The sequence below is a fragment of the Rhizobium sp. NPDC090279 genome, assembly GCF_044769665.1.
In the GTDB taxonomy this organism is placed as follows: domain Bacteria; phylum Pseudomonadota; class Alphaproteobacteria; order Rhizobiales; family Rhizobiaceae; genus Rhizobium.
Window position 1 is genome coordinate 172,992 of record NZ_JBIVYI010000003.1, and the last position, 12,964, is coordinate 185,955.

Sequence of the window (12,964 nt, forward strand, 5' to 3'; positions counted from 1 at the left end):
TCCGCGCACTCAAACCCGACTGGCCACTCATCCCTATCGTGCCGCATCTTACAGTGTACACTTGGGATCAATCATATCCTCCGCCGACCCACGGGATTTGTTTTCTCCCATGATTCTCGCCAGAATATAGAAGCCATGCTGCCCGTCCGCCGATGTGGAGCTGAAAACGCCAACGACCACGTTTTCCATGTTCGAGCGGGCTCCGGCAACGCCATCCGCGACAAGCTTCAACGGGTTCATGTTGGAGAGGTCTTCGGCCTTGTAGAAGGTCGCCCACCAACCGGCCCTTGTCTTCAAGTTTGTAAACCGGCCGCTTTCGATCGCTGTCGCATGGGTCTTCAGCAAAGCGTGAAAGCGGGGCGTCTGGCACCCCATATGGATATGAAGCCGATCCTGGGTGCGCCAGTTGGCGGCGTTTATCGCCAGTGCAAAATTCTGCGGCGAATCCTTCCAGGCGCGCAGACCCAGTCCGTCGGCCCTCTCTCGCCAGGCGTCATCGAAATAGTTCGGTGCGTCCGCCGCCAGAAGGCGCGGGTCTTCGATGCCGGGCACATCGGCCAGCGGTGCAAGAATGGTGCGCTCCTTGTCCGCCGGCTCGCGAAGAACGACATAGGAGGACAACGGGGCCTCAGCCCGAACGATCTTGAGGCACGGATACGGCGATCCCGTCAGGGTCGAGTTGACCTCGCAGGCTCTAACGACCAGCCCCAAGGCGGAGCGGCTGGCAAATGAGCTCATGATGACGACAGCAATCGCGAGAGAAATAGAGAGAACGACAAGCCGATGCTTCATGCGTGATTTCTAGTTCCTGCTGAAGAGCCACTCATTCCCGAAGACCTGCCTTTCACGATACCCTATCCTAAATCCCTTGCGACAGACGCGGAAGAGCCATCGACCTGGATAATTCGATGGAGATTTCCGTTGTGACCGTCGGCACATTGATATTTCCAGATGCCGTGTCTGGCAAAACAGAAAATGTTGAACTTGCAAAACCGGTGATGAACCGTATAAGGCTCAAAGTTGCCATAAGGATGTCACCGTGGTTGGCGGCAGCAGCCATTGCGCCGCGCATTTGCGCGCGGCTCGCCTAAACAGTCTTCCTCGCGGGATCGTCCAGCGCCGGATTATAGAAGAGCGAGAGCGTCAGGCTCTTGGCGATACGCTCGGCCGTTGCCATGAACCAGCCCTTCGCCTGCTCGGAGGGTGCGATATCGGCAAGCGTTTGCGAGAAAAGCGCCAGCCATTCAGGAAAGAGATCGGCTGCCATGCCCTCGACGCCAAGATGCGCCTGCACCGGCTTGCCGCCATAGGCGCCGTTCTTGAAGGCAACCGATGACCAGAAGCGCTTCATCTTTTCCATATGGTCGGGCCAGCGCCCGGCAAGGCGTCCGTCGAACACAGGGCCAAGCCGGGGATGCGCTTGAACGCGGCCATAGAATGTGTCGACCAGCCTGTCGATGAAGGCAGCATCGATGCCGATGCTCGCCATCTCCGCCTCGGCCCTTTCGCGAATGCCGGCCAGATGAGCGGCGCGGGCCTGTAGGTCATGTTCCATCATGTTCTCCGAGCGGGGACGCGGCACCTCGCGGCACCGACGTCTGTCTGCGTCTATGTATGCGATTTCCCGGCGCGACCAAGACGTCATGGCGATGTTGCGGCAATCTGTCAAAGTCGGCTTGCTATTTGTCGCTGCCTCGTTCGGCGGGTTGCAAATTTTCCGGCTCGATTTTCCTCCCTAACAACACCTCGACGCTTGACCCGTACAAGCTGCCACTTTAGAATTAGAATAATTCTAAAGTTATGAGGTTGCCCCCGATGCTGCTAGGCTTGTTCCGTCAATCGAAACGCCCCTTCACCTCCCTTTCAGAGCAGGAGATCCTCGCGATCGCCATCGCGGCCGAAGAGGATGATTCGCGCATCTATCTCGCCTATGCCGATACTTTGCGCCCGCATTATCCCGAGTCCGCCAAGGTTTTTGAAGATATGGCCGAAGTCGAGGATACTCATCGCAAGACGCTGATCGACATGCATCGCCGCCGCTTCGGCGAGCGTATCCCCCTGATCAGGCGCGAGCATGTGCGAGGGTTCTACGAGCGCAAGCCGGATTGGCTGCGCAAGAACCTCTCGCTCGACGCCATGCGCGACGAAGCCGAGGCAATGGAACAGCAGGCCTATAATTTCTATGTCGAAGCGGCCAAGCAGGTGTCCGATGCCTCGACGCGCCAGCTTCTCGGCGATCTCGCGCTGGCCGAGCAGGGGCATGAGGACGTCGCGCGCATGCTGGGCGACAAGCACACGCCTGATACGGTCAAGCACGAGGAGGATGCGCAGGCGCGGCGCCAGTTCGTGCTGACCTATGTGCAGCCGGGGCTCGCCGGTCTCATGGATGGCTCCGTCTCCACCCTGGCGCCGATCTTTGCCGCCGCCTTCGCCACGCAAAATACTTGGCAGACTTTTCTCGTCGGTCTTTCGGCTTCCGTCGGCGCGGGCATCTCCATGGGTTTCACCGAGGCGGCGCATGACGATGGCAAGATCTCCGGTCGCGGCTCGCCGATCAAGCGCGGCCTTGCCTGCGGTATCATGACAGCGGTTGGCGGTCTCGGCCACGCGCTGCCCTATCTCATTCCTTACTTCTGGACCGCGACGATCATCGCCGCCATCGTCGTCTTCTTCGAGCTCTGGGCCATCGCCTTCATCCAGAACAAATATATGGAGACGCCGTTTCTGCGCGCGGCCTTCCAGGTGGTGGTCGGCGGCTCTCTCGTGCTCGCGGCGGGCATATTGATCGGGAACGCCTAGGCTGCTGTCCCGAACCGCTGAATAGGGAAAGGCCGGCAAATTTGCCGGCCTTCTTCCCATGCCGGTGATTGCGGTGCTTACTTGACGGCGCCGACCAGAACGTCGTTGCCGTTCTCGATGGTGACCCAGCGGCCGGCATTGAAGCTCGCCTGGCGCTTCAGGTAGGAATAGGGGGTCTTGGACCACACCTTGATCTCGTCTTCGAGGTTGTCGAGGATATAGTCGCCCTGCTTGGTGCGCAGCGTCAGCACCGCATGTCCCTCACCATCGGGCTTGCGCACGACCGTCATCAAGAGGTTGGAAGCGGAAATGCCGCTCTGCATCAGCATCCTGCGCTTCAGCAGGGCAAAATCCTCGCAGTCGCCGGCCGTCTTCGGATATTCCCAATATTCTTCCTGACCGTAGACTTCCATATCGGTCGCCGGGCGGATGGTCTTGTTGACGCGCAGGTTGACCTGGTTGACCAGCGCCCAGGAGGCCGCATTCATGTCGACGGGACCGATATTGCGGGTCGGGCCGCATTCGTCGGTATGTCTCTGACAAAAGTCGTAGTGCCCGATCGGCTGGGAGGTCACGTTGCCGACGGTCATCGAAACGCCCTGCTGGGGCGCCGGCACCGCCGCCGACGACATCGCAACTATAGCAGCGAAGGCAATCAACAAGCCCTTAATACGCACGCCCACTATCCTTGTATCGTCCCTGCATTTGTTAACAAATTGTTAATGTAGGGGGGTGCGCGAAGTCAATCGTTACTTAAGTGTTAACGCCGGAACCGGCTCATATGGTTAATTTCGGCACAATCAAGGAGGTAGCTGCCATAATTTTCTGCTGCCTGTGATTACGCAGGCGCGCGCAAACGGCATCCGGCAAGGAGGCCACGCAGACGGTATCTCGCAGATATCTATTTGTTTTTATAGCGTATCGTGTAGCGCCAATGTCTCGGCCGCGGCGAGCATGCGCTCCAGATCCTGCGGTCGCGACAGGCGATGATCGCCATCGCGCACAAGTGTTAACACCACGTCGTCGGCCGGCAGGTGCTCGACCAGCTTTAACGAATGCGCAAACGGCACGTCGGCATCCTGCATGCCCTGCAAGATATGCACCGGGCAGCCGGTTTCGATGATGCCAGTCAGCACGCGATTGGCGCGGCCATCCTCGATGAGGGCGCGGGTGAAGATGTTAGGTTCGGGGCTGTAGTCCGAGGGCTCTTCGAAATAGCCGCGCTCCGCCAGCGAGCGCCGCTCGACGTCCGAAAGGTTCGGTTCGATGAGATCGACGGTGAAATCGGCTGCGGGCGCGATCAGCACGAGACCGGCAATAATGGGCGCCTTCTTGCGCTTCCGCAGCTCCTGGATGACCCGAAGCGCGATCCAGCCGCCCATCGATGAGCCGACGAGGACGATCTTCTTCGGCTTGGTGTGGTCGATGACGGCGAGCGCTTCTTCCAGCCAGCGCGAGATCGTGCCGTTGGTGAACTTGCCGCCGGATTGCCCGTGGCCGGAATAGTCGAAGCGGATGCAGCCGATACCCAGTCGCGCCGCCAGCGCATCCAGTTCCACCGCCTTGCTGCCGCTCATGTCGGATCGATAGCCGGATAACCAGACGAAGCTGACATTCCTGGCGCCCTTGCCGGCGGGGCGCTGGACGATGGCGATCTGGCGCTCGCTCTCGCCCGTGCCAACGGGAAGGAAGGTCGGTTGGATGGCGGCGGCGGTCTCGGACATGAAAAACTCCCGGATTTTCTGCCCTATAGAACAGATTCGCTCTCGCGTGACCCGAAAAATCCTCGATCTCTTCGCTAGACTCTCTATATAATTAGGGAAGGATACTGTGTCCTTCGCGCATCTCGCGCTTCTATGACACTCTATTGACACGCGGGAGGTGCTTTTTTCCTGGTGTCATGCTATTGACTTCAACACAGCTTTTACGACATTTCCGTCAGTTGCGCCGACGGGGAGCGAGAGGCTGCAGCTATCCGAAACAATTCGTGGAGAATACGACCATTCGCAGACCCTTTAAAACCGATGCGCCCGTAAAGGACGGGCCACGTTCCAACAGGGAAATTCGCGTTCCCAAAGTTCAGCTCATTACAGCTGACGGCCAGAATTTGGGCGTTGTACCGATCGACCAGGCATTGAGAATGGCAGAGGAGGCCGGTCTCGATCTGGTGGAGATTTCCCCCAATGCTGAAGCGCCTGTGTGCAAGATCCTCGACCTGGGCAAGCTGAAATACGCCAACCAGAAGAAGGCAGCCGAAGCGCGCAAGAAGCAGAAGATCGTCGAAGTCAAAGAAATCAAGATGCGTCCGAACATCGACACCCATGACTATGAGGTGAAGATGAAGGCGATCGGCCGTTTCTTCGAGGAAGGCGACAAGGTGAAGGTGACCTTGAAGTTCCGTGGCCGCGAAATGGCCCACCAGGAACTCGGCATGAAGCTTCTTCAGCAGGTCAAGGAAGATACGCTTGAGATCGCCAAGGTGGAAGCCGAGCCCAAGCTCGAAGGCCGCCAGATGATGATGGTGCTTGCGCCGAAGTGAGGCGCAGGTAGACGCAAGAGAGGCCGGAGCCGTCCCTTGGGCGGCTTTTTCCTTTTCTGCGTCTGCGGTGGAGGTCGATGTCTGTCATCGATCTGCAAAGATTCCCGCATCCGCACCGTTGCACTTCAAGGCAAGTGCGGTTATAAGCGCGCGTCCGAACTGACCGGCAGGGCATGCCGTGGCAGTTCAGAATGCTGGTGGAGCGGTTCGTCACCGTATCCGCCGTTCAACAACAAACGCTCCGGCACCTTGTTGCAGCCCGGCCAGTCCGGATCTGTGGGAAGGGCTTTTTAGCAAAGCGCGCCAGGAAGCATCGAAGGAGTAGCAAAATGCCCAAGATGAAGACGAAGTCCTCTGCCAAGAAGCGGTTCAAGATCACCGCAACCGGCAAGGTCAAGGCAGCCGCTGCTGGCAAGCGCCACGGCATGATCAAGCGTAGCAACAAGTTCATTCGCGACGCCCGCGGCACCATGGTTCTCGCAGAACCGGATGGCCGTAAGGTAATCAAGAACTACTTGCCGAACGGTCTCTAAGACTATTCGTAACGCTATAGACTAAGGAGATCATGAAATGGCACGTGTAAAAAGAGGCGTTACCGCCCACGCCAAGCACAAGAAGGTTCTGAAGCAGGCCCGTGGCTTCTACGGCCGTCGCAAGAACACCATCCGTACCGCCAAGGCCGCCGTCGACCGTTCCAAGCAGTACGCTTACCGCGACCGCAAGGTCAACAAGCGCAACTTCCGCGCCCTCTGGATTCAGCGCATCAACGCTGCCGTCCGCGAACACGGCCTGACCTATGGCCGCTTCATTGACGGCCTGACCAAGGCTGGCATCGAAGTCGACCGCAAGGTTCTTTCCGACATGGCAATCCATGAGTCGGAAGCATTCGGCGCCCTCGTTGCAGCATCCAAGAAGGCACTTGAGTACCTCAAGGACGCTGGCACGAAGAACGAGTTCGAAGCAGCCGTTAACTAACGCTGCCTCGCACGTCTTTCGTAAATTCATTATGAAACCCGCGCTGGCGAAACCGGCGCGGGTTTTGTGTTTGCAGCATACGCTTTTCCATCGTGTCAGGCTGTCTTGTCGGGTAAGGCCCGAAAAACGGGCCGCGCATCGGGCGACAAGTGCCAAGGACCGCATTCTTGGCGTGTTTTTGTCATTTGCCCGGTTGATTGGCCGCTTGCACATGGATAGTGATCTGCAGCGCCTCATCGTTGCCACAAGCTGTCTGATGCGGGCGTTCATCCATTATTCCGCGGACTGAGCGGCGTTCCAAGCCCGCCGCCCGCAAGGCAGGACCAGATGACGGAACTCGTATCACTTGAAACCCAACTCATGGCCGAAGTGGCCGCGGCGACCGACGAGCAGTCGATCGAGGCAGTCAGGGTCGCAGCACTCGGCAAGAAGGGCTCGGTTTCGGAACTGCTGAAGACGCTGGGCTCGATGTCGCCGGAAGAACGGCAGACGCGGGGTGCTGCGATCAACGCGCTGAAGAATTCCGTGACCGATGCGATCAATGACCGCAAGGGTGCGCTGCGCGATGCCGCGATCGAGGCGAAGCTGAAGGCCGAGACCGTCGATGTCAGCCTGCCGGTGCGCTCGTCGCCGGCCGAACGCGGCCGCATTCACCCGATCAGCCAGATCGTCGACGAGATTACTGCCATCTTCGGCGACATGGGCTTCTCGATCGCCGAAGGTCCCGACGTCGAGACAGATTACTATAACTTCACGGCGCTGAACTTCCCGGAAGGGCATCCGGCCCGCGAAATGCACGACACCTTCTTCTTCCAGCCGGACGAGAAGGGTGAGCGCAAGGTGCTGCGCACGCACACCTCGCCGGTGCAGATCCGCACGATGGAAGCCTCGAGCCCGCCGATCCGCATCATCATCCCCGGCAAGACCTATCGCCAGGATTCGGACGCCACGCATTCGCCGATGTTCCATCAGGTCGAAGGCCTCGTCATCGACAAGACGGCCAACGTCGCCAATATCCGCTGGGTGCTGGAAGAGTTTTGCAAGACCTTTTTCGAGGTCGACAATGTGACGATGCGCTTCCGCCCGTCGTTCTTCCCGTTCACGGAGCCCTCTTTCGAGGTCGATATCCAGTGCGACCGTTCCGGCCCGATCGTCAAGTTCGGCGAAGGCACCGACTGGATGGAAATCCTTGGCTGCGGCATGGTGCATCCGAACGTGCTGCGTCACGGTGGGCTCGATCCGGATGAATATCAAGGCTTTGCCTGGGGCATGGGCCTCGACCGTATCGCCATGCTGAAATACGGCATGCCCGACCTGCGCGACTTCTTCAACGCCGATGTCCGCTGGATGAACCACTATGGCTTCCGCCCGCTCGACATGCCGACTTTGTTCGGCGGTCTGAGCGCGTAAGCAAGGATTGATCAGATGAAATTCACACTCTCCTGGCTGAAAGAGCACCTGGACACCGATGCCACGCTCGACGAGATCTGCACACGCCTGACACAGATCGGGCTGGAAGTAGAGGATGTCGATGACAAGGCCGCGTTCAAGCCCTTCGTCATCGCCAAGGTTCTCTCGGCCGAAAAGCATCCGCAGGCCGATCGCCTGAAGGTGCTGATGGTCGATATCGGCAGCGGCGCTCCTGTTCAGGTCGTCTGCGGTGCGCCGAATGCGCGCGCAGGCCTCGTTGGCGCCTTTGCGGCTCCCGGCACCTATGTTCCCGGCATCGACGTGACGCTCGCCATCGGCAACATTCGCGGCGTCGAAAGCCGCGGCATGATGTGCTCGGAAAAGGAGCTGGAAATCTCCGACAGCCATGACGGCATTATCGATCTGCCCGAAGATGCGCCCGTCGGCACCAGCTTTGCCGCCTATGCCGGCCTCGACGATGCGGTTATCGAGATCAACCTGACGCCGAACCGTCCGGATTGCACCAGCGTCTACGGCATCGCCCGCGATCTCGCCGCCTCCGGCCTCGGGACGCTGAAGCCGCACAAGGCGCCGTCCTTCGCCGTCGAAGGCGAAACGACGACCGAGCTCAAGATCGATCTGGACGATTCGCGTCTTTGCCCCGGCTTCGCGCTTCGCCTCGTGCGCGGCGTCAAGAACGGCCCGAGCCCGAAGTGGATGCAGCAGCGGCTGCTCGCGATCGGTCTTCGCCCGATCAGCGCGCTGGTCGACATCACCAACTACATGACCTTCGATCAGGGCCGGCCGATGCACGTCTTCGACGCCGCCAAGGTCAAGGGCAATCTGGTCGTGCGTCGCGCTAAGGACGGTGAGACCGTGCTGGCGCTGGACGAGCGCGAATACAAGCTCAACCCGAGCAACGTCGTCATATCGGACGACAATGGCGTCGAGTCGATCGGCGGCATCATGGGCGGCGAACATTCCGGCTGCGACGAGAATACCACGGACGTGCTGATCGAATCGGCACTCTGGGACCCGATGAACATCGCCAAGAGCGGCCGTGGCCTCGGCATCATCACCGATGCGCGCTACCGCTTCGAGCGTGGCGTCGATCCGGAATACATGGTTCCGGGGCTTGAGCGCACGACCGAGCTGGTGCTTGCCTGCTGCGGCGGCACGGCTGCCAAGGCACGGGTCGAAGGTTATAAGGGCTATGAGGCCAAGGTGGTCGATTTCCCGCTATCGGAAGTCAAGCGCCTGACCGGCCTCGAGGTCTCGGCTGATGAAAGCAAGTCGATCCTGACCAAGCTCGGTTTCTCGGTCTCCGGTTCGGGCGAGCGCATCTCGGTCGCCGTTCCCTCCTGGCGCCCGGATGTCGACGGCAAGGCCGACCTCGTCGAAGAGATCATGCGCATCCACGGCGTCGACAACATCAAGCCGCAGCCGCTTAGCAGCCATGCCGCCGTCAACGGTAAGATCCTGACGGTGCTGCAGATCCGCACGCGCACGGCGAAGCGCGCGCTGGCATCGCGCGGCATGTTGGAAGCCGTCACCTGGTCCTTCATTTCCGAAGATCAGGCCAAACTCTTCGGCGGCGGTTCCAACGCGCTGAAGCTTGCGAACCCGATCGCATCAGACATGTCCGACATGCGTCCGTCGCTGCTGCCGGGCCTGCTCTCGGCTGTGCAGCGCAATGCCGACAAGGGCTATGGCGACGTCGCGATCTTCGAAGTCTCCGGCACCTATGAAAACGATACGCCCGAAGGCCAGCGTCGCGTCGCCGGCGGTATCCGCCGCGGCACGGCAACGCTGTCAGGCGCCGGCCGCATGTGGTCGAACGCTGCCAAGGGCGGCGGTAAGCCGGTCGACGTCTTCGATGCCAAGGCCGACGCGCTTGCCGTGATCGAGGCCTGCGGCCTGCCGATGACCAACATCCAGATCGAGCAGGGCGGCCCCGCCTGGTATCACCCCGGCCGCTCCGGCACCATCAAGATGGGTCCGAAGGTCGTGCTCGGCTATTTCGGCGAATTCCACCCGAAGACGCTGGAAGCGCTCGACGTGTCAGGCGCTCTCGCCGGCTTCGAGGTTTATGTCGATGCCATGCCCGAGCCGAAGAAGAAGGCGACCCGCACCAAGCCGGCGCTGGAGCTTTCGCCGTTCCAGGCCGTCAAGCGCGACTTCGCCTTCGTGGTCGACAAGTCGGTAGAAGCCGGCGCCATCATCCGCGCCGCCGTCGGCGCCGACCGCAAGCTGGTGACCGGCGTCAACGTCTTCGACATCTTCGAGGGCGCATCGCTCGGTGAAGGCAAGAAGTCGATCGCCATCGAAGTGCAGATCCAGCCGGCCGAGCGCACGCTGACCGACGAGGACTTCGAGGCGCTGACGCAGAAGATCGTGGCGAATGTGGCGAAGACGACGGGCGGGGTGTTGAGGGGGTGAGGCGTCTTATCTGCCGCTGAGTTTGCGGAGGGTGCGTCACCCCCCTCTGTCACTTTCGTGACATCTCCCCCACATGGGGGGAGATTGGTAACTTGCGGCGCTCGCCTGCCTCAAGCAAACATCGAGTCCGCAGAAACCACAAATTACTGTCTTGCGGATAAAGAGCTGCAGGCTCCCAACGATCTCCCCCCATGTGGGGGAGATGTCCCGAAAGGGACAGAGGGGGGTATCAGAGGTGCGCCATATCAAAAGCAACCGGTTCTACCGATGCAGATGGTAAACCTTGTTCACCACGCTCCAGCGCCCATCGATCTTCACCAGTGACAGATAGTCGGAAAACCGCATGCCGGCGAATTCGTCGACGACCTTGACGCTGGCCGCATCGCCCTCGATGTCGATCAGCTCGATGTCCATCAGCGGTATGGTGCCGGGCGGGGCGCTGCCTTCCTCGACGATGGCGGCGATGAATTCATCCCGGGTCATCCATTCCACCGCGCCCTGGTAATTGCCGATGATATCGGCTCGCGGATGGAACGCCTTGCGTAGCGCCGGCTCGTTCGCGAATGCCATGCCATCCACATAGAGATGAACAACCGCACGGATTGCCTGCTCTTCCGACATCTCGCCATTCCTCGTTTGAGTTATGCGTAAGATATCATAGACGCCGTCGGCTGACAAAAACGTGACGGCGTGATCGCGAGGATGTGACGGATACTATTCGACGAAAACCCGCACGCTCGCCGCCCGCCCGGCCGCATCGATCACGGTCAATGTCGAATATCCCGCGCCATCCGGCGTCCACTGGTTGGTGCGACGGCGCGACATGTCGGGCAGCGGCTTGCCGTTGGCGAGCCAGCGGAACGGCGCCCGTCCACCCTGCAGCTTCAGCGCCAGCGGCATGATCTGCTCGTTGCCGCTGCTGGCGCCGAGATCGACGCGCGCGCCTTCCGGCGGATAGACGATCTGCGGCGCCGGTTCGCGGCTCGAAGCGGCCAGCAGCCCGGCGGCGGTGACGGAAAAGCGCCTTTGGCTGATCGGCAGCTCGGTCGGCGCGATGCGCACCGCGCCCATCGGAGCCGGCGGGAAGGGGGTTATGGCAACGCCTGATTTGGCAAAGGCTTCGAACAGGATCGGCGCGGCCGAAACATAGCCCGCCAGCCCCGGCACGGCGCCATTGTCCGGACGGCCGACCCAGACGCCGAGCACATGCGCGCCGTCATAGCCGATCGACCATGCGTCACGGTTGCCGTAGCTGGTGCCGGTCTTGTAGGCGATGCCGAGCTGCTTGCTGCCGCGCGGCGCGATGATGTCGGAGAGAATGTCGGTGATGTTCCACACCGCGATTGGCTCCATCAGCGGCTCGTCGTCGATCGCTCCCGGCTCGTCCTGAACGCCATCGCCGATCCGCATCGCCTTGCCACGATTGGCAAGCCCGGCATAGAGCTGCACGAGGTCCTTGAGCGTCACGCCAACGCCGCCAAGGCCGATGGCGAGGCCCGGCGCCTCGTTCGGTGGCAGCTTCGGCTTCACCTCGGCGCGGCGGAAGCGCACCAGCAGCCGCGTCGGCCCGACGGCGTCGAGCAGGCGCACGGCCGGCACATTGAGAGATAATTGCAATGCCTGGCGCACGCTGACATCGCCCTGGTAGCTCATGTCGAAATTGCGCGGGCGGTAGCCGTAGAAATCGGCGGGCCGATCCTCGACGATCGTCTCCTGCGCCACATAGCCCTGCTCGAAGGCAAGGCCGTAGATGAACGGCTTCAGCGTCGAGCCGGGCGAGCGCAGCACGCGGGTCATGTCGACCCAGCCGGCGCGCGAGGAATCGAAATAATTGGCCGAACCGACTTCGCCGATGATCTCGCCGGTCTTGGCGTCGGCCATGATCATGGCGACAGACACCTTCGGCCCCAGCCGCTTCGCCGCTGCATCCGCAACGGCTTCGAGCCCTTGCTGCACGTCGCGCCGCAGCGTCGTCTTGTGCTTGACGACGCCGGGCTGCTTTCGGAGCGCCAGTTCGGCCAGATGCGCGGCATAGGCTGGCAGCTGCCGCCGGTCCGCTGGAATGGGCGAGAGTGACGCCCGTTCCGCTTCGCCTTCGCCGATCACCGTAGCCACCGCCGCGCGCTCAAGCACACGATGCCGGGCGGCCTGGGCGGCGGCGAGATTGCGGTCCGGCCGGCGCTTTTCCGGCAACTGCGGCAGTGCCACGAGCAGGCCTGCCTGCGCGACTGTCAGGTGCCGCGGCTCCTTGCCGAAATAGGCGAGGCTCGCGGCGCGCACGCCTTCCAGATTGCCGCCATAGGGCGCATGGGTCAGATAGAGATCGAGGATCTGTTCCTTGGTCAGCCGCCGCTCGATCTGGATGGCGCGAACGACCTGCAGGAGCTTCGCCGTCAGGGACCGTTCGCTGCGCGGCTCGATCAGCCGCGCCACCTGCATCGACAGCGTCGAGCCGCCTGACACGATGCGGCCGTGGGTGACGAGCTGCAGGAAGGCGCGTCCGATCGCCATGGGGTCGACGCCGTGATGATCGTAGAAGCGTCTGTCTTCGTAGGCGACCAGCATGCGCAGATATTGCGGATCGACGTCGGCAACGCCGGTCTTCAGCCGCCAACGGCCCTCGGGCGTGGCGAAGGCGCGCAGCAGATCGCCATTGGCGTCGAGCACCTCGGCCGAGACCACGCGGGCATTGTCCAGCGGCGGCGGATAGGCGCGGTCCGCGGCTTCCAGGCCAAAGACCAGCGCCACCACTGTTGCGGCAGTGGCTCCAAGGCCGATCGCAATTTTCCACCGCGCCTTCAT

At 61.2% G+C, this 12,964-nt stretch carries 13 protein-coding genes; 7 read left to right on the forward strand and 6 right to left on the reverse strand.

Features of this window, described 5'->3' with window-relative positions; genetic code table 11:
• Positions 1-48: 48 nt before the first annotated feature.
• Entirely contained in the window at positions 49-792 is a 744-nt protein-coding gene (locus ACIQWP_RS08805; RefSeq protein ID WP_402784901.1) for a CDP-diacylglycerol diphosphatase, read from the reverse strand.
• 116 nt (positions 793-908) lie between these two features.
• Between ACIQWP_RS08805 and ACIQWP_RS08810 the strand changes: the two genes are divergently transcribed.
• Entirely contained in the window at positions 909-1,091 is a 183-nt protein-coding gene (locus ACIQWP_RS08810; protein WP_402784904.1) for a hypothetical protein, read from the forward strand.
• Here the strand turns inward: ACIQWP_RS08810 and ACIQWP_RS08815 are convergent.
• Complete coding sequence (locus ACIQWP_RS08815) at positions 1,088-1,555, reverse strand: group III truncated hemoglobin (protein WP_402784907.1); 468 nt, start codon at positions 1,553-1,555, stop codon at positions 1,088-1,090. The two genes, ACIQWP_RS08810 and ACIQWP_RS08815, sit on opposite strands and share 4 nt — an antisense overlap.
• A gap of 260 nt (positions 1,556-1,815) precedes the next feature.
• Here ACIQWP_RS08815 and mbfA point away from each other — a divergent pair, with 260 nt between their 5' ends.
• The gene (gene mbfA, locus ACIQWP_RS08820; protein WP_402784910.1) at positions 1,816-2,799 is read left to right on the forward strand and encodes an iron exporter MbfA; all 984 of its coding nucleotides are present in this window, start codon (positions 1,816-1,818) and stop codon (positions 2,797-2,799) included.
• Positions 2,800-2,876: 77 nt separating this feature from the next.
• Here mbfA and ACIQWP_RS08825 read toward each other — a convergent pair whose 3' ends face one another.
• Together ACIQWP_RS08825 and ACIQWP_RS08830 are read right to left on the reverse strand one after the other, a co-directional pair.
• A complete protein-coding gene (locus ACIQWP_RS08825; protein ID WP_402784913.1) occupies positions 2,877-3,476 on the reverse strand; it encodes a transglutaminase-like cysteine peptidase in 600 nt (199 codons plus the stop codon).
• 234 nt (positions 3,477-3,710) lie between these two features.
• Complete coding sequence (locus ACIQWP_RS08830; RefSeq protein WP_402784916.1) at positions 3,711-4,523, reverse strand: alpha/beta hydrolase; 813 nt, start codon at positions 4,521-4,523, stop codon at positions 3,711-3,713.
• Between the two features lie 278 nt (positions 4,524-4,801).
• Here ACIQWP_RS08830 and infC point away from each other — a divergent pair, with 278 nt between their 5' ends.
• The 5 genes from infC (at position 4,802) to pheT (ending at position 10,162) form a co-directional block, all read left to right on the forward strand.
• Positions 4,802-5,338: a translation initiation factor IF-3 gene (gene infC, locus ACIQWP_RS08835; protein ID WP_184461881.1), complete on the forward strand. Its 537-nt coding sequence runs from the start codon at positions 4,802-4,804 to the stop codon at positions 5,336-5,338.
• 329 nt (positions 5,339-5,667) lie between these two features.
• Entirely contained in the window at positions 5,668-5,871 is a 204-nt protein-coding gene (rpmI, locus tag ACIQWP_RS08840; RefSeq protein ID WP_003544621.1) for a 50S ribosomal protein L35, read from the forward strand.
• Positions 5,872-5,908: 37 nt separating this feature from the next.
• Positions 5,909-6,313, forward strand: a complete 405-nt coding sequence (gene rplT, locus ACIQWP_RS08845; protein WP_402785043.1) for a 50S ribosomal protein L20 — start codon at positions 5,909-5,911, stop codon at positions 6,311-6,313.
• Positions 6,314-6,640: 327 nt separating this feature from the next.
• A complete protein-coding gene (pheS, locus tag ACIQWP_RS08850; protein WP_402785046.1) occupies positions 6,641-7,723 on the forward strand; it encodes a phenylalanine--tRNA ligase subunit alpha in 1,083 nt (360 codons plus the stop codon).
• 15 nt (positions 7,724-7,738) lie between these two features.
• A complete protein-coding gene (pheT, locus tag ACIQWP_RS08855) occupies positions 7,739-10,162 on the forward strand; it encodes a phenylalanine--tRNA ligase subunit beta (protein ID WP_402785049.1) in 2,424 nt (807 codons plus the stop codon).
• Positions 10,163-10,423: 261 nt separating this feature from the next.
• Here pheT and ACIQWP_RS08860 read toward each other — a convergent pair whose 3' ends face one another.
• Positions 10,424-10,783 (reverse strand): nuclear transport factor 2 family protein, encoded by a 360-nt coding sequence (locus tag ACIQWP_RS08860; RefSeq protein ID WP_402785052.1) that lies wholly within the window; start codon positions 10,781-10,783, stop codon positions 10,424-10,426.
• A 93-nt stretch (positions 10,784-10,876) separates the two neighbouring features.
• Positions 10,877-12,964, reverse strand: coding sequence for a penicillin-binding protein 1C (gene pbpC / locus ACIQWP_RS08865; RefSeq protein WP_402785054.1), 2,088 nt, complete (start codon positions 12,962-12,964; stop codon positions 10,877-10,879).